Here is a 20,240-nt window from a genome sequence, read left to right on the forward strand (position 1 = left end):
GAATCGTTCGGGCGGAAGTGCGTTCGACCAAATGCCCGCCATGGCGCTGCCGGAGCAGCCCAAGAGGACAAGGCCAAGCGCGAGCCGCTTCATGCTGCGCATTCCGTCCGCTCGACGTTCTCGACGCGGGTGCGGGTCCAGCCGACCATGAACGCCTCGAACTTGTTGTCGTTCGCGGCGAGGCGCATGTAGTGCCCTGCCTGCTTCGCATCGAGCAGCCGCAGCACGAGAACGCAGGAAAGTTCTGCGCCACGCTTGGCTTTCAACGAACGGAAAGCAGCGACGGTGCCGGGACCCACTTGGCCGTCCTCGGCGATGTCCGCGTAATCGCGACCGCCGTTGTTTAGGTGATTGAGGGTCTCCTGAAACCAACGCGCGGCACGGCCGGGACCCGCGTTTACACCGGAGTCGACCAGTTCGTGTCCGACGGCCGGCGAAAGATCGATGACAGGGACAAAGCCCGGCTTCTCGATGTACTGCTTGGTGTAAATGTCGCCTGCCTGCACCTTCGTCAGGTCGCGCATCGGGCCGTCGAAACCGTTCGCGCGGGCGACCTGCTTGGTGACACCATGGTTGGTTTCGCCGCCGGGGTCGCGCGGGTCGTTGACGTATCCGCCTTCGACGGAGAAAACGGCGGCCAGAATGAGGGCAATCGCGGTCGCGAGGCCCCCTTTCTTGACGGCGCCGTTATTCGGCTTCGGTTGATTTGTCATCGGTGTTTCCCGTCAGCTTGTCTTGAAGCAGGCGCGTGACCGTCGGCACTCCGAAGACCGCGACCCCGAGCCCGATCGCCGCCAGCAACCGGGCGTAGCCCGACGGCAGAAAGGCGATGATCCCGACAAGGAGGTCCTGATTGGAGGCGATGACCGTGGTGAGAGTTCCGGCGACGGCCGCAAGACGGACGCCCCAATCCTTCGACCAACGGGACAATTGCTCTTTGATGCGCATAGCCAATGTCCCTGCTCAGAAGATCACTATTAAGTTGAAGTTCTAGGCACGGCAACTTTCGGTGCAAGGATAATCAGCATACAAAATTGACCTTGCGCGTTAGCCCCAAGCCGTAAAACCGGAAGGGGGGGCAGAGCCGAACGGGACCTGGCCGAAGTTAACCGTCAACTGGTCGCCGGGATCTGCTTGCACCGAGGCCGAAGCAAAAATCGCGGGGGTGCCAGTCACCATCGCGGCGTTGAGAGCGAAGCCCTCGGTAGCAGTGGCGGGGTTTGCTGTACCCGAGCCGTTCCAGTTGCCGCCATTGCGCCGAAACCACACAAGACTGTTGTCTAGGTCGATGGCCATGGCGATGGTGTCGCCTTCCGACATTCCGCCGATCCCGGAAGCGGTCGCTCCTCCGTTGCGGAAAAGAGAGCCTTCGTTGATGAGACCTAGGCTGACATCCTGCGAACCCGAGTAACTTTCCAGATTCGCCGCTCCCGTCTGAAAACCGGCTCCGATGAACGACCCACTGAACTCATCGGGGGTCCACTCCCAATAGTACTTTCCAGATGTATGCGAAGTGACTGAACGGGCAGACCGCCATCCTATACCGCCGATTGCCTTGCGGGCGGTTCGGTCGCCATTAGAGAGAGCGATTTGTCCCGACTTGTCGGCAGGATTTAGTGCGTAGATAGTCGGCCCCGGCCCCGAACTGGCGAGGGCCTGCTGAGCGATGATGCCAACAATCATGCCGGCACCGTCTGTCCGATGAGATCGAACACGTCGGCCGCCGCGCGTTTCAACGTCACGGTCCCTCCTTGCGGAACAACCAGTGTTCCGCCCGCCGGAACATTAACCGTAACCCCGACATCGGGATCGAATGTTGCGTCTCCTGCTCCCACATTGCGAAAATGCCATTCGCCATTAGCAGGCAGCGCGGTTGTGGCGTTCAAATCGATCGAGATGGTCTTCGCCGCCGCAGCGGTGAGACGCACGAAGTGGTTGTCGTCGCCTGGTGCGACCGTGTAGTCAGCGACCTCAGTCTGCACGACGGAATTGCCGCCGCCGCTTCCACCCGTGACCAGTTCGTTCCAACTGGCGCCGCTGAACTTCTCATAGTACTCGCCCGCCTCGTTGTAGAGCAGCCAGCCCGAGAGCGGTGTCACATAGACCCACGCGCCGTCGTCCCGAATGGCAATCTGATTGGCGTGCGTGGCGTGCGTTTCGTTGAGAATATAGACATCGCCGTTCCCCGCGCCGCCGGGTTCGGCCGCCACTTTGTCAAGCGCGCGACCCTGCGCCAACACGCTCAAACGAAGCATGTTGAGGCTCATTTCGTCGTCCCAGCCGTCCTCGCCAAGCGCGAAGAAGGCAGTCAGCCCGAGATTGGGGAGGGTACGCATAACAGTCTCCGATGTTTAAGCGCCGCCCCAATTGAAGCCCCAGCCGTAGCCCCAGCCTCCTTTGAGGATGACGAGAAAAGAATAGTGTTGCCACGAGACATGGCCGTCGCGTTCGGTTTCGAGTTCGACGCGGACGACCGAGGGCGCGGAATCGGCGGCCTGCATGGCTGCGTCGTAAGTCCAGGTGTCCGTCGTCAGACCCGTCGTATTTCGAATGAGATTGTCATCGAGGTCATAGAGCCGAAGATTGTAGGTCGCCCCCGGCTCGGGGCCGATGGACGGTTCCCCGTGGCCGACGTGCGCGTCCTCCTGCATCACGCGATCCCGGTGCGCCCATGTGATGACGGGCTCTGCGTACTCTCCGATCAAACTGAAAATAGAGGTGCCGTCCACCTTCACATTTCCGGGCGGATAGGGGAGGACTTGGCGTCCGATGAGCGTGAGGCTTCGTTCGGTTGCTTCGCTTTCGTCGAGCACGGCCGAACTCGTCCGCGGAAGACATTTCGCCAGCACCGTTTCGCCGGTCACATAGGTTCGACCATCGGTGACGAGGTCGTCATCAATCGCCCAAACGCTCGACCCGGCCGCATGAGCAGAGGGAATGGTATCGCTGCAACCGCGGACGATTGTCGCATCGCCGGTCGCGGGATCATATGAGGTTAGCCAAACTTCCTCGTCGCCGATGCGGAACATTTGATCGACGCTTTCTGCGTCGAGTTCATACGGCTGTTGGAGAACGATCGCGGTGTCGAGCGGGCCGATGTCTGCGGAAAGCGCGCCGAAGCCTGTATAGGGCTGGTTGAGGCGAATGCTGTAATTGGGTTCTCCGTCGGCCTTGGTGGCGAGGTTGTAGAGGTAAGAGCCACCTGACGACGTTGCCACCATGCCGACCGAGGCGTCAGTCTCGGTCGCGGTCGAAAGGTCTCCCGGCCCGACCGCCCGGTACAGGTCGCGATAGCCCAACTCCAACAGCGCATCGTCGGGCGCGGGCACCGGCTGTTGGGCGGGAGGCGTCCAGTCGGAGTCCGCCGAGCCGGTGAAGGTGGTCGAGGGGAGGGCGAACACGTCCTCTGCGACGCGCGCAGTAATCGCGCCGCGCTGCTCACCAACTTCGCCAAGTCGAACGACCATGTTTTCGATGTTGTGCCGGGGCGAGGAAATGCGAATGACGGATCCGGGCGCAAGTTGCCAGGCGCGCCGGTCAAGGCGCAGGCGGAACCGTTTGAGTCCGCCGCTGAGCGTGCGAAGTTCCTGTTGGGCACGGCGGAGCAGGAGGCTTCGGGTTGGGATGCCCTTCCACTCCATCGGGCGTGAAATCGGGCCGCCCTGCGAATGCCAGCCGGCAATGTTATTTGCCCGGACCTGAATGTCGCCGCGCGTAACCGGACTGAATCCGGTAGCGACGATTTCGTTGACCGCTTCGGCGGAAGCACTGTCGTCCTCTTCGATCGCCAAAAGACCGGTATCCGGCGTGAACAGCGGAATCGTCGCGGGGTCATAGTCATTGCGCAGGAGGCGAATGACCTGCTTACCGGTCGTGCGGTCCTCGTAAATCAGACAGCCAATGTGATCGACCACGACCTGAATGAAGGCGTCAACATCCTCCTGGCGATACCAAGGGAGGCAGAGCCCGAAGCCTTCCGAGCAGAGCAAATTTGCTGCGTAAACGAAGCTGTTCTCGTCGAGGGCGTCGGCATCCTCGCCTTTCCCCCAATCGGGATCGGTGAAGCACTGATAAATGATATGCGCCGGGTTCATTGCGTGGATGGCGCCGTTTTCGAGATAGACGACCGCCTTCTCAGGATACCACGGGTCGTCGTTGTGCCACCCCGCGCGATGACGACGAACCCGGAATTTCCAATCTTTCAGATAGGGGTTCATCGACGTAACGAGCCCGTCGTACACGAAGGACACAAACCCTCGGAACTCGGAGACGAGGCCCCCAAGCGCGCTCTTCACGTTCGGGATCGTGACCGAGCCGACGGGCTTTGAGGATCCGGTGAACACGGTGACGGCCGGCGGAAGAACCTGCGTGGCGCCGCCTTGCAAGAGCCGAAAAGCGCCCTGAATGCCGCCCTCTTTCTCCTCGCCGCCGAACAAATTCGGGGAATTGATAGCGTGCGGCGTGGCGTCGGACGCTGAGCCCGACCAAGCCGTCTTGTCGGCGACCTGAATTTCGACAAGCTCGTCGATCGGCCCACGTCCGAATCCCGCAACGAACGTGAACAGATAGTGGAATCCGACGGTCTGTTTGCCTTTACCGCCCATCGTTGGTCTCCTCGGCCCGCGCCTGTTCGATCGCACGCGCGGCGAGCGGGTCGCCCCATTGACCGAGAACCGTGGCCGGAATGCCGTTCGTCACGAAGTCCGACCAATCGAGGCCGTGCGCGGCGAACCATCGCCGGGCGCCGGGCATGCACAATTGCGCCGACCGCATGTGGCGCGAGAAGACGCGAAGGTCGGTCACTTCTTTCCGCCCTTTTTGATCTTCTTCGTCCGCATATTGCCCCACCACAGAACCTGCCACCCGGCGGTCCAGCAATCACCGAAGAAGACGGCCTGTTCGGTGCCTTCCTCGATTTGCGGGAAATCGAACTCCTCAAGGGAGGCGGGTTTGATGCGCTGGCGAGGAGACAGGAGCGCCGTGATCGCGAAGCTCGCGAACATGAGCGCAAAACTGACGAGAAATGGCAATGGCAACGGGAGCCCCCTAGAAAATGTTCTGCCCGAAAGGCGACTCGCCCGGCTGCTGCGTGATCCCTCCAAAGTTCACTAAATTATTGAACTTTGAATTGCAAGTTGTCGGTAGCCGGTCGCATCCGGGATACATCGCGACTGCCTGCCCGACCACGAGGCCGTCGGTGCGACCGAACATAAGAAAGGTGGTCGTTGAGGTGCCGCGCTCGATGGCGCGCATTTCGAGCGTGCCGAGCCCGTCGGCATCCCACTCGATGATACCGCCGTCGAACCATCCTAGGCTCGCGTGCGGTGCCGCTTCAACGGTGAAGCTGTTGCCGGTGATGCTCCCGATGATTGCGGGTTCTGCGAACAGCGCCCGAACGAGGCGACACTGGCCGTCATAGAGAATATGGGGGCATGTCCGCGACCAGGTGAGGCGGAGACCACCGCGACGCTGCTTACCGCTCGAACAGATGAGAGACGCTTCTGCACCTCCGTTCGGGCGTTTCACATTGTCGATCTTTCCGGTGAAAATCACCTTCGTTTCGGGGTCGTCGATGTGTTTCCGCAGCGCGGTCACGCGCACTTTTTCACTCGGAGGCGTGCCGCGGAACAAGCCGACCACGGGGAGATTGGCGGCGCAGTTGATCTTGAACTCGCCCGGCGAGGCGGCACCACTGGTAATTCCGTCATCGGAAATGGGGACCGGCTGATATTCTTGTGTCCCGAGCATAAGGGGACGATCCGCGGACGTGTAGAACCACTCCGAATTGCCCCAACGGAACTCATAGAAATAGACCGGGCGACCGCCGTAATTGCTGATTTCAAAGTTGTCGAAACTCATGCCGGGGCCTCTCCGTCGATCTGCATGAACTGGCCGTTGTATGGTTGGCTGACGGTGATCGGGTATGCCGGGTCATCATTCGCGACGACGACGGCTCCGATGTTGGCAATTTGGGTGCCACCTTCGGAGTTTGCGGCCAGGGTGACGGTCGCACCCCCGTTGATCGGAATATCGACCTCATAGTCGATCGCCGTCACATATTCGCCGCCGTCCCCATTGTTCAGATAATAACTGGCGGGCGGGTCGCTGACGTGGAGCACATAGACGTTATGGGCACCGGGAGCATGGCCGGTGGCATTCTTGATAACCCGCCCGCTCGAACCGTGCGGAGTGCCCCCGGAATAGGCGGAGGTTTCAACCACGGCCCGCACCCGCAGATTGAGCGTGTAACTGACGCCCTCGATTCCGCCGGCCCCATAAGTCTGCGGCGCGGGATCGGCGCATGCGCAAACCGAACCTCCCGACAAGCAGGGAAGTTGCCAAGACAATCCTGCAAATCCAGGGTTCCCGCACTGGATGCTGTTTTTGGTAGCTTCGGGAATCGGTTGGGCGGCCGTCGTAGCCGAACGGCGATTGGCGAATGCCGTGAAAGCGAGCGTCGATCGGGCGACGCCCTCGGTATCCCCAAGGTGCTCGATTTCGACGGAATCACCCGCCAGTCGGCATGCCTCGATGAAACTGAGCCGAGTGTCGATTGGGAGGGGCGCCGTGGTCGGTGCGGCCAGCGTCAGGCGCTCACGGGCGTTGGCAATCGTCGCCGCGCTGTCAATCAGCACAATCTGGCCGTTCGGCATATGCAAGCGATTCCGCCCATCGGCCGGGCCGCCGACATAGGCGAAGCCCACTTGCTGCACGTCGATCTGCGTCACGCCGGCTGCTTTGGGGACCGCAACGTTGAGGTCATCCCCGCCCGTCGGCACCCAAATTGGTTGCTGCTGGCCACGAAGGCGATAGAGCAATTGGCGGAACTCGAACTGTTCTTGCGCGCCTTGAAGCACGAATGCGTGGCGCTGCTGGCGGAACGCGCGGCCCGCGTCGTCGATGACGTATTTGAGCCCCGTTTCGGAGTCGAACTCTTCGCTGAGCCACGAAAGGTCGAAATCGATCGGTTCGGACCATTCGGATTTCGCGGTGAGGACAGGAATCCCGCCGCTCAAGGTCGCCCAATCTCCTTCCGCCGAGAGGTCGTTGCCTTGGATAATTTCGAAGCGAGCGCGGAGTTCGGCGACGCGGCTCGTCAAGAGCCTGCCGTTCGGGGTCTCGAAACGCCCGCGCCGCAGCGGATGAATTGTCATGCCGGCCGCCCAACCGGCGACGAGCGGCGTCGTGAGGTCAATACCGTTGTCGTCCACCGCTTCGATGCGCACGGCTTCCCCGGAGAAACAATCGGGGCCAACGAGATAGGCCATCCCCCCGGCCGAAAACTCGTGATAGGCCGTGGAGAAGTCGAGGCGCGTTGCACCAAGGGCGGCGTTGACGGCCAGTTTCGCCGCGTCGAAGAACAGTGGCATCATCCACTCGTTGCGCCCGAGACGATGCAAGGCGAGGTCGGCGAAGGTGCGCTCATTCTCGAAGGGGTTGAAGCGCGCTTCGACGAGACGCCGTGGCGCCATCCTATATGCAATGCGCTGCTCGGCCCCCGTGCCCGACGAGAGCACGTCGGTCCGCCATTCGAGCGTTTCGAGAACGGGATCGGCCCAATTCGGGCGAATGCCCCAAACCGGAAGTTCGTAATCCTCCGCCATTAGTTGTTCCCGAGTTCTTGATTGATCGTCGCGCGCTCGGTGCGGATATGGGTCAGCACCATTTCCCGCCCGGCGGCTCCGGCCAATGCCTTCGCGATCTGTTCTTCGCCGATCGCGAGGACTTGCGAGAGACCTCGGCCCCCGCCCTTGCCACTGTTGCGGCGATGGCGGCCGTCGGCCTGTGTCAGCACCTCTTCGCCCCGTTGCAGGATGGCGGGAACCTCGTCGGGCTTGAGCCCGGCAATGCCGCCGCGGTGGTAACGGGCAGCGTTGGCGAACACCGCCGACGCCACGGTGCGCCCGCGCCCACCACTGGCAACCACGCCGCCGCCGTGGAAAAGGCCGCCGAGGAGACCGGACAGGAAACCGCCCCCTCCACCCGCACCGCCCGCAGTACCCCCGGAGATGGCGTTGAAGATCGCCTGTTGTGCGATCATCCGCCCGATTTGGAGGAGAAAGTCGGCAGCAAATCCGAGGAACGCCTTGCCGAGGGAACTGAGTGCGTTTTCGCCATTGGCTAGAGCCTGAGCCCACGACTCCAACGCGGTCGCGCCACCGTTCGCGAGGTCCTGATTCAGGGCGGCCCCGGTCTTGAGAAATTGAGTGCGAAGGCGCTCGGAAGCCGAGATGGTGTTTTCGAGACCGAGGATGATATTATCGACCGCCTCGGGCGTGAGGCCCATGAGCGCCAAATCATCCGGGTTGCCCCGGAGATTCCGCCAGAATTCAATAGCGCGACCGGCACCCTGCGTGAGGCGGTCGTTGACGATAACCAACTGCTCGGCAAGCTGACCTGCGCGGCCCCCTTCGCCTTGAAGCTGTGCGAACTCGATTTGCTCTTGGAGCAAGCCCTGCATCGCGCGGAGGTCGTCGAGCCCGGCCTGTGCGCGCTTGGAAGCTGCGTCCAGCACGTCGCGACGATTGCTGAGCGCCTGGTTGTTGAGCGCGGCGACGATGTTATCGACCTCCTCGCGCGTTTTGCCGAGGGTCGCGAGTTTCGTCGGGTCGCCAGCGATGGCCTGCCAGAAGGCGATGCTGTCCTTCGTCGCCTGTTCGATCTGAACATTCACGCCGAGCACGGCGGTTTGCAGATTCTTGTATGTGTCGCTGCCGGGCGAGGCGAACTCGATGGCGGCCAGCAACTCGCGGCGGCGGCCCATGAGGTCGTTGATCTTCTTCTCGTGTGCCTGCTGTTCGGCTTGGGCGAGCGCTTTGGCGTTCTTCGCATCGAACTCGAGTCCGACGGTGCGCTCAATTTCGGCGCGCTGTGCGGCCGACACGTCGAGTTTCCGCTTGCCGTCCTTCGTGGCCTTGTTCTCGACGGCGCGAACGGCATCGGCAATGGCCTGCCGGCGCTGTTCGAGAATGAGCGCCTGCCCGGTGAGCACGTTGGTCCGCTGCGTCTGCTCGGCCTGAATCTCACGCTCTTTGTTGGCGCGTTCGATTTCGCGGTTGAGGTCGGCCTGATATTCAGCGTCGCTCTTGCCGCCACTGCGACCCTTCTTCGGCTTTTTCTTTTTAGCCTCGTCGTACAGACGATCGCTTTCGAGTTTTTGGGCTCGCGCGCTATTGGCATCATAGGGATCGGCGCTCGCGGAACCGCCCACGGCCCGCATCGCAAGGTTCATGCCTTGGTTGACGACCGAGTTCGATCCGACGGCGTTACGGCCAACGGCATTCAGGCCGGCGGCCTCATGGGTCAGGCCGCGGATGCGCCCGAGCAGATAGGTTGCACCGATCGCAACCTCGTCAATTTCGCGGCGCAAGTTTTGCAGGAACGACGTGTCGGAAATCCAATCGCGGAAGTCCGCCCATGCGAGCGTCATCTGCCGTGTCATGCGATCCCACGACGTGCGGGTTTCCTCGGCGCCCTGTTCGGCCTTCTCGTAGAAACGCTGGAACGCGAGCGCCCGCGCATCGCTGGCCTCGCCGCTGTCGAACATCGCACGAATCTGCTCGCGCTCGCTCAGCGTGAGGAAATTCATCTTGTCGTCGAAATCGGCAATCGCCTCGTATCCGCCCGTGAAGGCTTTGGCGACCGCCTCCGCGGAGTCTGTCAGTTCCTTCCCGGTGATGTCTGAAAGGTTCTGCGCTGATCGACCCATCTCGTCGAGCAGTTCGGGGTTCACCGCCTCCGAGAGGAAGGTCTTGACCGCGGCGGTGGCATCTTCGAGGCTGGCGCCATACTGGTCGAGGGCATCGACGTTTTCGACGAGCGCGTCGGTGCTATAGCGAGCCTTGTCGGCGGATAGTGCGAGGTTGGCCGCAAAGTCGCGCTGCATTGCGGCGACCTCGTTGAGGCGACCCATGCCGATGATCACGGGCGCGAGAGCTACACCGACCAGGGTGAGGCCGCGCCAGTATTTCAGGATGACATCGAGCACTTGCGGGAAGAGTTGGAGAATCTGCCCGCCCTGCTGCGCGAACACCTGGCCAAGGGGGGCGCCGGATCCAAGCTGCGTGATAACGTCGTTGACCTGATAGAGCAGGTTCTGCGTTTCATAGGGCCGGAGCCCCAGCTTGTTCTTGATTTCGTTCGGCGCGTTGCGGTTGCCGTTCGCTCCGCCCTGCGCGGACTGGACGCGCTGCATCTGCGTTTCGAGGCGCTGCAATTCCGCGATGTAGTCGCGGATGGAAATAACACCGGCCTGATACAGGGTCTTGGCCTCGGCCATTTCCTTATTGATGCGGTCCTGCTCGACGGCGGCGGGACGCGCGCGGGCGCGCAAGCGGTCGGCTGCGGCAGCAAGTTCGTCACTCGCCTGCGCGGCGGCGCGCTGCGACCGGGCCTGTTCCTCGAAGACCTCCGCCGAACGTCGCGCATCACCGGAGCCGATGTCCCGGACGCCCAATTGCGAATTGATGCTGCTCTGCGCGTTGCGCGCGGCGACTTCCTGCTTGGCGGCGGCAATCTGATCGCGAACGGCTTCCTGCTGCGCGCGGGCAACTTCGCGGATCGCGGCAACACGCTCGCGCAGGGCAGCTTCCGCGTCGCGGGAGGCGACGGCGGACTCGAGCGCTTCGCGCTTCCCGGCATCGCCGAGGTCCCCGATGGACAACTTGGCCGCAATCGCGGTGGACTCGAGTCCGCGAAGGGCATTGCCCGCCGCCTCGACATCGCCGCGCTGTGCGGAAATCGTTGTGTTGAGACGGCCGGCTTCGGACACGAGGCCGCGATAGGATTGCTGTGCGCCCGCAAGCCGTCCGACCAGTTCGGCGGACCCGTCGCTCTGCATGGCGATGCGGGTGTTGACGATCGCCTGCTCGGCCGAGGCAATCTCGCGGGTCAGCGACGCATAGCGTGCTTCGTTCTCTGCGAGGCTCCGCTGCTGCGCGGAAAAGGAAGCGGACGCCGTGCCGACGGACTGGTCGATCTTTGCGACCGCAGCATCGACGGCCTTGAACGCACCGGAGAGCTTTTCGAGCGTGTTGCTCGTGCGCTCGCCGGAACTCGAAACGTCATCCTGCACGCCCGAGAGCGTGCGAAGCGCCGAGGAAATGGAGTCGATGGCACGATCGGCCTCGGAGCGCGCCCGGATAACAAGTTGGACATCACGCTTCGACATCGACTCTTATTTCCCCAACAGCGCTGAGACCATTTTTCGAAAGATGCCGCCGCCCTCCTTTGGAGAGACCACCGAAACGGCGGCAGCGCGGAACAGGGTGGCTTCGCTAGCCATGCGGTCGTTGACCCGCTTCACGACGAATGCCGTCTCCTGCCAAACCAACCAGAGCGGGTAGTCCCAAGCGTTGGGATGTCCTGCGTCTAGGAGGAGGGAGCACTGCTCGCGGAGGTCTTCGACCCATCCGGCGAGAGTGATTCCTGTTGCGCCATCGTCGCGTTGAGGCTCCCGGCCAGGCGCTCGACCAGAGCCGCCAGATTTCCCAAGCCACCGACCGACGAAACGGTGAGCGCCCCGACCTTTTCGATGGCGTCAAGCTGCGCGCCGAAATCGAGCGTGCGGGCCGTGGTAATCGTGGCTTCGTCGCACTCGTCGCCGTCGGCGGCGCGCGCAATCACTTCGGCCGCGATGTCCGGGAAGGTGGCGATGATGTCGATGATGATGCCGGCCGGATCCTTGCCCGATTTGTAGGCATCGAAAATCGACTGCAAGCCGCCGCGGTGTGCGACATAGATGGCGAGAATGTCGGAGGCCGTGAGCGGGCCGACGGTGAAATCACCGCCGGCCGTCTTCACAGTTTCCCGTTTGACCACAACGTCTTTGAGGCTACCCATTTGTCCCGAGCCCCTTTGGTTACGGCGTGTACGGCTGGCCGTTCGCGTAGATCATCTCGCGATTGGGCAGCTTGAGGATTTCGACGTTCCAGGTGAGCGACATCCAATCGTCGCCCTTGAGGGGAAGGTCGCCGTTGGGCGAAATCTTCACCCACGCCATGCGATAGTCGATGTCCTCGCCCTCGGCGTTGTACGCATCGAAGCGGATCGCGCCCTCGATGATGTCGCTGCCCGAGATGGCGCGATCGTACGTGGTCGCAGCGACGGCATAATCGAGCACGAGATCGGCGGCTTCGATGATGACCGTCGAACCGTCGAGGATCGTGATAACGCCGCGAACCGCATCGAGTTCGTAGTCAACGCCGGCAACGGCCGGGGTTGCACCGACGGTTGCGGTCGTGATCGTGACATTCCGCACACCCATGGGCTGAGCGTCGCTTTCGCCAAGCTGATACGAGTGACCCTGCTTCACGTCCGTCAGCGTTTCGTCCACGCTGGCAACGGCGGCCTGAGTGATCGTCGCTGACGAGCCGAGGAACCACAGCGCAATATTGGGGAGGCTGATATTGGTGCAGGCAAAGGTGCTCGCCATTTCGGTTTGCAGGTCGGCCGACTTGGTCTTGGTCTTCTTGCCGCGTTCCATACTGAAATAGGGCAGGCTTTCGCTCTGCACATTCAGGTTGAACTCGGACGTGTCGCCGAAATACCGGTAACCGGCAGGGGTCTTGGTTCCCGGCTTGAACAGGGAGAAGTGGACCTCACCCCGGCCGAGCGTTTGGTTCTGCTCCATACATTGCTCCTGTGAAAGACATATCACCTTTAAGTTGAACTTACATCAAGCGAAAGGGAAAAGTGGGTCCTCAATCGTCTTGAGCGTGACACCCAGCCAGAAGTAAGCCTTGGCCGAGATTTCGTCGGGCGGCCGGACGATTCCGGCGCCGAAGCTGAGTTCTTCGATGCGGTTCTTCTCGCGCCGTCCGCCGAAGCCAAGCGGATCGGGCAGCTTCCCGCTTTCGTCCTTACGCTCTCGCTCCATGGCGAGGCGGCGGCGAACGTCGGCCAGAAGCGCATAGGCCGGGTCGGTCGGGTTGGCCTTGTCATCCTGCACGTCGCCCTGCACGATGAGGCGCCAGTTGAACGGTGTGGTGCGAGCCAACGCGGGCTGCGCGGCGACCGCTTCCGCGTCCTCCGGCGGTTCGAGCACGGCGACCATCGGACACGGATCGCTAGCTCCGAAGAAACCACGGCCGCGGTAGACGCGCTTCATCGGCTGACCGTCGGGCGCATTGAACTCGCTGAGGTCGGTAATATACCCGTTTCCTGGCGTAATCTCTTCGAGCGCTGCGGTGAGCGCGGTCAGGACGCGCGTGCGGAATGGGATGTCTGCCATCTCAATTCATCCTGTCGATTAGGCGGAGAAATTCGGCTTCGAGGTCGTCGCCAATGTCGGGCGCGAGTTCGTCCGCGACGAAGCGGAAAATCTGATCGACGCTCGGGCCGTACAAAAGGTAGAGGTTGCCCGTGACCGGGACCATGCGATGCTTGTTCTCGACGTGCTCGCCGGGCTTGAGACGGATCGCGAGGCCGAGGTTGGACTTGGTCTCGATGTTCGCGCGGCCGGCGCGCAACCGCATTAGAAATGCTCGGCCCATTCGCTGCGTCGATCCGGGATTGACCTGGACACGAACGCCGCCACGGCCAACCGCGCCGCTGGCAAACCGGGCAAGCGAGGTCGGGCGGAAACGCCCGCTGATACGGGATTCGAGATTCCCGTCTGTGGCCTGTTGCGTGATGCTGAGGCGGCCAGCGGCGTCGGACAAATAGCCCGCAGTGAAATTAACCTGTTCGCGAATCTTGCGCGACGCGGCTGTGCGCGTCTTCTTCGTCGTCGTGTTGATGGCCATGCGGGCGTACCGCTGGATGGCGGCGGGCATTTCTTCGAGTGATGCGATCGTGTCGGAGATGCCCTCGACGGCAACGATATAGGGGCGCGTCACCACTACACCTCTTCGGGCAACGGCAAGCCTTCGGCCTCCGCGGCGGAAAGCGGCGTGACATATGCGGTGCGGGTTTCGTCGTTCGGCGGATCGGTCCGCTCGACGCGATAGGCTTCACCGGGCGCCACCGAGAAGATCGAACCGTATCGGGCGTCTTCCAGGCGGTCGCGGAAAAAGATGATCTTCGGGGTGACTTCGGCCACCTCGGCATAGCCTTTGACGCGCGATCCCATGTCGCCCGTTCCGACGAAACGCGAATGGTCGCGCACGTCCACGGGCACCGGCTCAGCACCTTCAAAGGCGATATAAAGCGCCGGGACCTTCATATGGTCGTGAAGGTCCCGGCGTCCTTTGCGCAGGATTTTTCGGAAACTGCGCAGGGGCATTTACAGAGTTTCTTCCGCGTTGGCCTTGGAAGCGCCTTTACCGGGCTTCTTGGCAGCAGCTTCGGCGGCTTCGGCAGCGGCGGCTTCGGCGGCAGCTTCGGCGGCAGCAGCTTCGGCAGCGGCGGCTTCGGCAGCGGCGGCTTCAGCAGCGGCGGCTTCGGCAGCGGCGGCTTCGGCGGCAGCAGCTTCGGCAGCGGCGGCTTCGGCAGCGGCGGCTTCGGCAGCGGCGGCTTCGGCGGCAGCAGCTTCGGCAGCGGCGGCTTCAGCAGCGGCGGCTTCGGCAGCGGCGGCTTCGGCGGCAGCAGCTTCGGCGGCGAAATCATCCTCGGCCGCCTGTTCGGCTGCAAGGGCGGCGAAATCATCCTTCGGCAGACGAACCGCGGCTTCCGGCAGGTCTGCGCGCTCGTCGTCGGTCAGCGTGATCGGTTCGTTGGGTTCGGTGATTTTCAGCTTGCCGTCGATGCGGCGCTCGATGCGATGCACCGCAATATACGTGGTCTTGCTCATTCTACTGTCCCTTCGTTGGTTTCGGGGAAAAACCTCCGGGGGCACGAAGCCCCCGGAAGGAGATTGGCCGCCGTCAGGCGAGCACGCGGGCCTTGACAGTCGCGTTCGGATTGACCGGGACCATGAGGGGAGCGGACTGCGTCATCACCCATTCGCCGGCCGGATCGTCCTGCATGAAGTGCCGCGGGAACTTCTCGAACGACTGATACTGCGCGTGCGGATCCTGGATCGCGCCGAAGCAGCGGTAGCCGTCGATACCCGGACCGGTGAGGACGACATCCTTCGGATCGAGGAAGGGCGTCACGACGCCATCGACTTCGTAATAATCCGAATAGACATAGACCGCGAGGTCGGGGCCGAGATTGCCGACATATTCGATTTCCGAATTGGCGGCGAGGCCGGTGCGGAGCGTGGCGTCGGTGCCGCGAGTGTTGAGGTCGAGCAGAGCCTTGACCTCATCGCTCTTGCGCATCACGTCCCAAGCGTCGGTGCCGACGGTGAGGCGGTTGGTGCGCCCACCGAACTCGGCACGACGCGCGAGCGTCCGCCACGATTCCACGTTCTCGACGATCGTGGCCGTGCCGGCATCCCAATAGGTGCCTGCGCCGAGTGCGATCGTCTGGTTGGCATTGCGGCGGAAGTCCACCTCACGTTCGGGCATGAGGTCGTCGCCGATCGTCACCTTGGCGTGGATGATGGCCTGCGCCGCCAGCCATTCGAACGTGCGGTCGATCGACTCGTTATGCTGGACCGCGATGTCCGCAAGGATCGCCTGGCGGCGCTGTTCGGGCGACATCGGCGTCCGGCTGAGCATTTCGCCCGGCTTGCGCTTCATCACGCGGTCGGGCGTCACTGCGTCCTTCGGCTTGAGATAGGCAGGCTTGACGCGCGAGATGACCGACTTGCGGCTGTAGATCGGCTTGCCCTGCGAGAGCGGGGTGACGAACGGAGCAAGGCGACGGCCAGCGTGCGGAATCTTCTCGAAGTCGATCGATTCTTCGTCCGAATTGATCTGGTTCGTGAACATGGACAGCCAGTAGAACTCCGGCGCATCCTCTTCGGCCATGACACCGAGCAGTGCCGTGGTGTCGTAGAACTGAGGGGTGATCGGCATGGATCGGTTTTCCTCTTCGTATTTTTGGGTGGGTGCGAGGGGGAGGGCTGAGCGCTAGGCTCAGCCGACCTTCTGCAAGACGATGTTGGTGGGGGTCGGCGCGCCCTCGAACGCTGCGATCTTCTTCGCATCGGTGTCGAACGAGGCGTGCCAGTTCAGAGCATCGAGATTGAAGTTGCCGCCCCGGATGAGGCCGACCTTCTGCACGTCGCCGTTCGCCAGAATCGGCGCCGACGTGATGCCAATTGCGAGCGGCAAGGCGTCCTGTTCCGCGAGGGCAAGATTGCCCGCAGTCACGCCGACCACCGAGAAGGCGGGGAGCGCCACCGAGCCGTCGCCCTGATAACCGGGAACGGCCAGGAACTCGGGAGTGTGGCCCGCGAGGAGTTCGACGTACGAGAACTCCTGAGTATCGACGCCGGACGGAACGCCCTCGCCGCCGTAAGGAATATTAGGCATAATTTGACCTCTTCACCTTAAAGTTGAACTTATTGACGCAATTCGGGCGTCAGTTTCGGATGCGCCTTCTTAGGCGGCGGGCTTGCGCCCGAAGCCGGTGGCCGCGCGGCGAGCGCCAAGGAGAGCAGTCGCACCGGCCTTGCCGGCAGTCGCGCCTTCCTCGTCGTCATCCTCGCCTTCGCCGTCGTCGTTGGCGGTGAGGTTCGGATTGTCCTTATTCATCGCCGCGTCGAAGCGGCTGGCACCTGCGCCCGCGCCGTTGTTGGCACCAGCATCGTCCGCCTTCGTTTCCTCGGGCAGACCGGCGAGGAAGGCTTTGGCCTGCTCGACGCTCATGTCGGTTGCCATAGCAACCTGTTCGGCAGCGGCCGGGCGAGCCTTGGCTTCGTCGAGACCCTTGATCGCGGTGATGCGTTCACGTTCCGACTTGGCGCCTTCGGTACGACCGGCTGCGGTGCCTTCGGTGCGCGCGGCGGCCAGGGCGGTCTCGCTCGCCGCCGAGTTGTCCTGTTCTGTGGACATCGTTTCATTCTCCGTTTCTGTGGACAATTCGGCCTCGAAAGAGGCCACGGCTTCGTCGAGCGGGCCGACGGCATCCGCCAATCCGTTCGACATGGCTTCGGTAGCGGTGAAGGTGAGGGCTTCGGTTTCCCGAACGTCCGACTCCTCGATGCTCCGGTGGCGTGCCACGGTGGACACGAACACTCCGTACAGTTCGTCAATGCGAACCTGAATCCGTTCCCGCACCGCCTCGGGCAACGCCTCGTAGGAGTTGCCATCGACCTTGTGCTTGCCGGCGAAGATGAAGGTGATCTTCGCGCCGATCTGCTCCATGCGCTTGCTGAGGTCGAGGTGCGAGGTGACGACGCCGATGGAGCCGACACCGCCCGTGCGGGAAACCGTGATCTTGCTGGCCGCGCTGGCGAGAGCGTAGGCGGCCGAATATGCGGACTCGTGGGCAAACGCCTCGATGGGCTTCTTGTCGCGCGCGTCGAAAATCTTCTCGGCGCACTCGAAGCAGCCAGCCACTTCGCCGCCGGGCGAGTCGACGAGCAGCGCGATCCGGCGGACGTTGCCGTCTTCGAGACCGCGAGCGAGCGCACGGGAGATATATTCGTAGCCGGTCGCCCAATCACCGAACGAGTAGGGGAAGCTGTGAAGCAGGATGCCCTTGATCGGAATGAACAGCGTGCCGTTGACGACCTTGTAAGGCCGATAGTGGGCCATCCAGTGCCCGGCCTCGGGCCAGAACCCATCGTCCGACTGCGCGGCTGCGGCAATCTTGTCCGCGTGCTGCACGAGAAAGCTGTGAGCTTCGCCTGCGCACGACTCGAAATGGGCCTGTTGCAGCGGGCTCACGAGCGCGGCGGAGGCCGCAGCGAAGCGGGCGAGGATAGCGTTACTGGTCATCGCGGGCTTCCTTGGCTTCCTGGTCCTCATTGGCCGCCGCCTCGACGGCACCCATCATCGCGTCGGCACCCGAGAAATCGAGGTCGAGGGTTTCGGCCAGTTTTTTCTCACGGGAGAGTTGGCGGAAGACCTTGCGATAATCGCGGCCGAAGCGGGCAATTTCGATTTCGCGCGTCGAGAGGCCCGAGTTCACGCGGGCAATGGCGGCCTGCGTTTCCTTGAGTTCGTCAACCTGACCGCGCGAGGCACCGATCCATTCGCAGGCGGTGTACGCCTCCGACATGAGCGGATCGTAGAAGTTCGGCACGCGCGGGCGCTTGAGCGCCTCGATCATGTTCTTGTTGACGGCTTCCTCGAACCACAGCCGGAAGACGCCACTGCCGAAGCGGTCGGCAATGATCTTCTTCTTGGTGGACATATACAGGCCGGTCTCGGCCAGTCCGGCCTTGATCGACGAGTAATTGGTCTTCGAGTAATCGCGCGACAACTGTTCGAGGCTGACGCCCGAGCCTGCCGCCATGTAGCGGAGAATCGAGGTCTCGAACTCTGTGCCGAGGAGACCGCCCTTGCCGACGGGAAGCAAATTCAGCTTCGATCCCGGCGGGAGGTGGGGAATCTTCACCCCATCGAGTTGGGCATATTTCGACTTGCCGACATATTTGGCGACGGTCGAAAGATACGAGGTCATATAATTCGAAATGGCCCCGGTCATGGCCTCTTCGTCGCCGACGTTCCCGCCGCCGAGCATGTTGAAAACCACGTCCGTCGGCAGGTCGCTTTCGATCGCCGCCGCGTAGGACGAGTTCACGATCATGTTTTGCAGCGCCAGCTTGCGCATTGCCTTGCCCTGATAGGCTTCGGCCAGCATTGACGTGATCTGCGCGATGCCGCGAGTCTGGTCCGGGCGCACCTGCTCGAAGATATGGAGCATCTGCTTGCGGCCCCACGGCTTCGCGGCCTCGACATATTTGAACTTGTGAGCGTCGGGATCGCGGAAATCGTAGGGGTGCGCCTGACGGACATAATAGCCCATCGGACGGCCACGGCGATTGCGTCGAACACCGCCGCGCACCGACCGGTCCCAAGAATGTTCGGGCGGGGTGCTCAGGCGTTCGAGGTCGAGCATGAGCAATGCCGTTTTGAACGGACGATCGATTTCATCGCGGAGATATTCGACGCTCGCCAGAGCCTCGCCGCCCATGAAGTTGATGCCCACAGCAAGGCGCACCATCTCGGAGAAGGTATTGCGCCGCGTCGCGTCCACCCAACATTCGCCGCTTTCGGCCCACAGGGTGAACTTCTCTTCGACCTCTTCCTGGAACTCCTGTTCCCAAACATCATCTTCCGCGCCCCAAAGGATGCGCGTCGAAGGTTTGCAATTAAGGAGGAAGAGGGAGCCGACGATATGGTCGCGGTGCAGGTTTGCACTGTTCGCGACATAGGCGTCATTGCGGAGCGTGTCGCGCACGCGCGCATCGGCCATCGCCTTCGCCGGCAAAATCTCTTGGTCCGCAGACATGAGGGGCGGCGCCCACAATGCCATCGAACGGTCGAAGCGGTCGGCCGCGTCGAATGCGCCCCCGGCGACCGCAAGCGTGGAACCGGCCCCGCCCGCCGGGACGGGAGCGGACGGGGACGCGGCCTGCCCGGCACCGCCGAGAAGGTCGTCGATGTTCATGGCGCCGCTCATCCGACGAACCGCATCGGGCCGCTGCCCGAGCAGGGGAGCCCAAATGTCGGGTCCATCGTGCGGATATAGGCGAGCAAGCGGGAAGCGGCCGCAGCCTGATAACGGATGCTTTCGCCCGATTGATCGCGCACCTCGACCACGCTCTCACCGAGCATGAGCCGGTGATAAGCATCCTTGGCCTGTGCGAGGAGTTCTGCGGTGGTCGCCATCTCGTCGAGCACTACAGGCGAGCAACTCAACTTCAATAAAATAGTGAGGATCAATTTTAAGTTGAGATATTTGTGCGACTCGGTTACAGGGGGTTTGTCGCGGAGGCCACTAAGCTAGGGCCGGTATCTTGAACGGCTGGTGCTATGATCCGACAAGACCGGGGAGCATCTAGTTGGCAGATAGTGGCGGGTGTGTCGGTTCGATCCCGTCGCGCGCCTCCGCAATGGGTGGCGGCAAGGCGCGTGTTGCATCCTCGGGTGCAGAGGACGGCGTGCCGTCACCCTTTTCAGTTTATGCTAGAAATCCGGCAGTCCGGCGCGACACCGAACGACGCCGCTCGACCGCTCTTCCCGTTGGCGCGAAAAACCAATCCGACCTCGATGCTGTTGTCACCGTCATTGAAAATGGCGCTGGTGTGTTCATAGTCCGACGGCTCACCGAGCAGCTTGCGGTTCGCGGCATCGGCCGCAGCCAGGGCGTCGGCGCGCGCCGCGCACGTTCGAACCTCCGTCGCGCCTGCATTCCGTTCCTGCCCCACGAGATACACGATCCCGAAGAATGCGGCCGGCACGAGAAGCAGGGTCCAGAACAGATATTTGGCGATACGATCCATGCGGCGACTATGC

The 20,240-nt window shown here is 62.5% G+C and carries 22 protein-coding genes; all 22 read right to left on the bottom strand.

Features of this window, described 5'->3' with window-relative positions:
- Window positions 1-89: 89 nt before the first annotated feature.
- The 22 genes from J2X38_RS20390 to J2X38_RS20495 all read right to left on the bottom strand — a co-directional run bounded on the left by J2X38_RS20390 (window position 90) and on the right by J2X38_RS20495 (window position 20,227).
- Window positions 90-713 carry a glycosyl hydrolase 108 family protein gene (locus J2X38_RS20390; protein ID WP_310256903.1) on the bottom strand — a complete coding sequence of 208 codons (624 nt, stop codon included), beginning with the start codon at window positions 711-713 and terminating at the stop codon, window positions 90-92.
- Window positions 688-948, bottom strand: coding sequence for a hypothetical protein (locus J2X38_RS20395; RefSeq protein ID WP_310256907.1), 261 nt, complete (start codon window positions 946-948; stop codon window positions 688-690). Before J2X38_RS20395 ends, J2X38_RS20390 begins: the two co-directional genes overlap by 26 nt.
- Window positions 949-1,047: 99 nt before the next feature.
- Window positions 1,048-1,683, bottom strand: coding sequence for a hypothetical protein (locus J2X38_RS20400; protein ID WP_310256911.1), 636 nt, complete (start codon window positions 1,681-1,683; stop codon window positions 1,048-1,050).
- On the bottom strand, window positions 1,680-2,336 hold the full coding sequence (locus tag J2X38_RS20405) for a DUF2793 domain-containing protein (RefSeq protein ID WP_310256913.1): 657 nt from the start codon (window positions 2,334-2,336) through the stop codon (window positions 1,680-1,682). Before J2X38_RS20405 ends, J2X38_RS20400 begins: the two co-directional genes overlap by 4 nt.
- Window positions 2,337-2,351: 15 nt before the next feature.
- Window positions 2,352-4,604: a phage tail protein gene (locus J2X38_RS20410; RefSeq protein ID WP_310256915.1), complete on the bottom strand. Its 2,253-nt coding sequence runs from the start codon at window positions 4,602-4,604 to the stop codon at window positions 2,352-2,354.
- Window positions 4,594-4,803 (bottom strand): hypothetical protein, encoded by a 210-nt coding sequence (locus J2X38_RS20415; protein ID WP_310256918.1) that lies wholly within the window; start codon window positions 4,801-4,803, stop codon window positions 4,594-4,596. Before J2X38_RS20415 ends, J2X38_RS20410 begins: the two co-directional genes overlap by 11 nt.
- Window positions 4,800-5,036: a hypothetical protein gene (locus tag J2X38_RS20420; protein ID WP_310256921.1), complete on the bottom strand. Its 237-nt coding sequence runs from the start codon at window positions 5,034-5,036 to the stop codon at window positions 4,800-4,802. Before J2X38_RS20420 ends, J2X38_RS20415 begins: the two co-directional genes overlap by 4 nt.
- Window positions 5,037-5,046: 10 nt before the next feature.
- Complete coding sequence (locus J2X38_RS20425) at window positions 5,047-5,859, bottom strand: phage BR0599 family protein (protein WP_310256924.1); 813 nt, start codon at window positions 5,857-5,859, stop codon at window positions 5,047-5,049.
- Entirely contained in the window at window positions 5,856-7,604 is a 1,749-nt protein-coding gene (locus J2X38_RS20430) for a hypothetical protein (RefSeq protein WP_310256926.1), read from the bottom strand. The genes J2X38_RS20425 and J2X38_RS20430 overlap by 4 nt, the downstream gene beginning before the upstream one ends.
- Entirely contained in the window at window positions 7,604-11,170 is a 3,567-nt protein-coding gene (locus J2X38_RS20435; RefSeq protein WP_310256929.1) for a phage tail length tape measure family protein, read from the bottom strand. Before J2X38_RS20435 ends, J2X38_RS20430 begins: the two co-directional genes overlap by 1 nt.
- A gap of 200 nt (window positions 11,171-11,370) precedes the next feature.
- Window positions 11,371-11,841 carry a hypothetical protein gene (locus tag J2X38_RS20440; protein ID WP_310256932.1) on the bottom strand — a complete coding sequence of 157 codons (471 nt, stop codon included), beginning with the start codon at window positions 11,839-11,841 and terminating at the stop codon, window positions 11,371-11,373.
- A 19-nt stretch (window positions 11,842-11,860) separates the two neighbouring features.
- Window positions 11,861-12,631 (bottom strand): hypothetical protein, encoded by a 771-nt coding sequence (locus J2X38_RS20445; protein ID WP_310256935.1) that lies wholly within the window; start codon window positions 12,629-12,631, stop codon window positions 11,861-11,863.
- A 45-nt stretch (window positions 12,632-12,676) separates the two neighbouring features.
- Complete coding sequence (locus tag J2X38_RS20450; protein ID WP_310256937.1) at window positions 12,677-13,231, bottom strand: hypothetical protein; 555 nt, start codon at window positions 13,229-13,231, stop codon at window positions 12,677-12,679.
- Window position 13,232: 1 nt separating this feature from the next.
- Window positions 13,233-13,775, bottom strand: a complete 543-nt coding sequence (locus tag J2X38_RS20455) for a hypothetical protein (RefSeq protein ID WP_310256940.1) — start codon at window positions 13,773-13,775, stop codon at window positions 13,233-13,235.
- Between the two features lie 65 nt (window positions 13,776-13,840).
- A complete protein-coding gene (locus tag J2X38_RS20460; protein ID WP_310256942.1) occupies window positions 13,841-14,224 on the bottom strand; it encodes a hypothetical protein in 384 nt (127 codons plus the stop codon).
- Window positions 14,225-14,731: a hypothetical protein gene (locus J2X38_RS20465; RefSeq protein WP_310256944.1), complete on the bottom strand. Its 507-nt coding sequence runs from the start codon at window positions 14,729-14,731 to the stop codon at window positions 14,225-14,227.
- Between the two features lie 73 nt (window positions 14,732-14,804).
- Window positions 14,805-15,845, bottom strand: a complete 1,041-nt coding sequence (locus tag J2X38_RS20470) for a major capsid protein (protein WP_310256946.1) — start codon at window positions 15,843-15,845, stop codon at window positions 14,805-14,807.
- 60 nt (window positions 15,846-15,905) lie between these two features.
- Window positions 15,906-16,304 (bottom strand): head decoration protein, encoded by a 399-nt coding sequence (locus J2X38_RS20475; protein ID WP_310256949.1) that lies wholly within the window; start codon window positions 16,302-16,304, stop codon window positions 15,906-15,908.
- Window positions 16,305-16,373: 69 nt separating this feature from the next.
- Complete coding sequence (locus tag J2X38_RS20480) at window positions 16,374-17,714, bottom strand: S49 family peptidase (protein WP_310256952.1); 1,341 nt, start codon at window positions 17,712-17,714, stop codon at window positions 16,374-16,376.
- Window positions 17,704-19,392, bottom strand: a complete 1,689-nt coding sequence (locus J2X38_RS20485; protein WP_310256954.1) for a phage portal protein — start codon at window positions 19,390-19,392, stop codon at window positions 17,704-17,706. Before J2X38_RS20485 ends, J2X38_RS20480 begins: the two co-directional genes overlap by 11 nt.
- 8 nt (window positions 19,393-19,400) lie before the next feature.
- Complete coding sequence (gpW, locus tag J2X38_RS20490; protein ID WP_310256957.1) at window positions 19,401-19,613, bottom strand: gpW family head-tail joining protein; 213 nt, start codon at window positions 19,611-19,613, stop codon at window positions 19,401-19,403.
- A 287-nt stretch (window positions 19,614-19,900) separates the two neighbouring features.
- Complete coding sequence (locus J2X38_RS20495; RefSeq protein WP_310256960.1) at window positions 19,901-20,227, bottom strand: hypothetical protein; 327 nt, start codon at window positions 20,225-20,227, stop codon at window positions 19,901-19,903.
- Window positions 20,228-20,240: the final 13 nt, after the last annotated feature.

The sequence above is a fragment of the Sphingopyxis sp. BE235 genome (assembly GCF_031457175.1).
GTDB lineage: Bacteria > Pseudomonadota > Alphaproteobacteria > Sphingomonadales > Sphingomonadaceae > Sphingopyxis.

Bases quoted from the DNA above. Each gene is read 5' to 3' on its own strand.
- J2X38_RS20495 (WP_310256960.1), bottom strand. From the start codon at position 20,227: ATGGATCGTATCGCCAAATATCTGTTCTGGACCCTGCTTCTCGTGCCG.
- J2X38_RS20400 (WP_310256911.1), bottom strand. From the start codon at position 1,683: ATGATTGTTGGCATCATCGCTCAGCAGGCCCTCGCCAGTTCGGGGCCG.
- J2X38_RS20440 (WP_310256932.1), bottom strand. From the start codon at position 11,841: ATGGGTAGCCTCAAAGACGTTGTGGTCAAACGGGAAACTGTGAAGACG.
- J2X38_RS20455 (WP_310256940.1), bottom strand. From the start codon at position 13,775: ATGCCCGCCGCCATCCAGCGGTACGCCCGCATGGCCATCAACACGACG.
- J2X38_RS20470 (WP_310256946.1), bottom strand. From the start codon at position 15,845: ATGCCGATCACCCCTCAGTTCTACGACACCACGGCACTGCTCGGTGTC.
- J2X38_RS20450 (WP_310256937.1), bottom strand. From the start codon at position 13,231: ATGGCAGACATCCCATTCCGCACGCGCGTCCTGACCGCGCTCACCGCA.
- J2X38_RS20395 (WP_310256907.1), bottom strand. From the start codon at position 948: ATGCGCATCAAAGAGCAATTGTCCCGTTGGTCGAAGGATTGGGGCGTC.
- J2X38_RS20410 (WP_310256915.1), bottom strand. From the start codon at position 4,604: ATGGGCGGTAAAGGCAAACAGACCGTCGGATTCCACTATCTGTTCACG.
- J2X38_RS20425 (WP_310256924.1), bottom strand. From the start codon at position 5,859: ATGAGTTTCGACAACTTTGAAATCAGCAATTACGGCGGTCGCCCGGTC.
- J2X38_RS20435 (WP_310256929.1), bottom strand. From the start codon at position 11,170: ATGTCGAAGCGTGATGTCCAACTTGTTATCCGGGCGCGCTCCGAGGCC.
- J2X38_RS20485 (WP_310256954.1), bottom strand. From the start codon at position 19,392: ATGAACATCGACGACCTTCTCGGCGGTGCCGGGCAGGCCGCGTCCCCG.
- J2X38_RS20475 (WP_310256949.1), bottom strand. From the start codon at position 16,304: ATGCCTAATATTCCTTACGGCGGCGAGGGCGTTCCGTCCGGCGTCGAT.
- gpW (WP_310256957.1), bottom strand. From the start codon at position 19,613: ATGGCGACCACCGCAGAACTCCTCGCACAGGCCAAGGATGCTTATCAC.
- J2X38_RS20460 (WP_310256942.1), bottom strand. From the start codon at position 14,224: ATGCCCCTGCGCAGTTTCCGAAAAATCCTGCGCAAAGGACGCCGGGAC.
- J2X38_RS20465 (WP_310256944.1), bottom strand. From the start codon at position 14,731: ATGAGCAAGACCACGTATATTGCGGTGCATCGCATCGAGCGCCGCATC.
- J2X38_RS20390 (WP_310256903.1), bottom strand. From the start codon at position 713: ATGACAAATCAACCGAAGCCGAATAACGGCGCCGTCAAGAAAGGGGGC.
- J2X38_RS20405 (WP_310256913.1), bottom strand. From the start codon at position 2,336: ATGCGTACCCTCCCCAATCTCGGGCTGACTGCCTTCTTCGCGCTTGGC.
- J2X38_RS20445 (WP_310256935.1), bottom strand. From the start codon at position 12,631: ATGGAGCAGAACCAAACGCTCGGCCGGGGTGAGGTCCACTTCTCCCTG.
- J2X38_RS20480 (WP_310256952.1), bottom strand. From the start codon at position 17,714: ATGACCAGTAACGCTATCCTCGCCCGCTTCGCTGCGGCCTCCGCCGCG.
- J2X38_RS20430 (WP_310256926.1), bottom strand. From the start codon at position 7,604: ATGGCGGAGGATTACGAACTTCCGGTTTGGGGCATTCGCCCGAATTGG.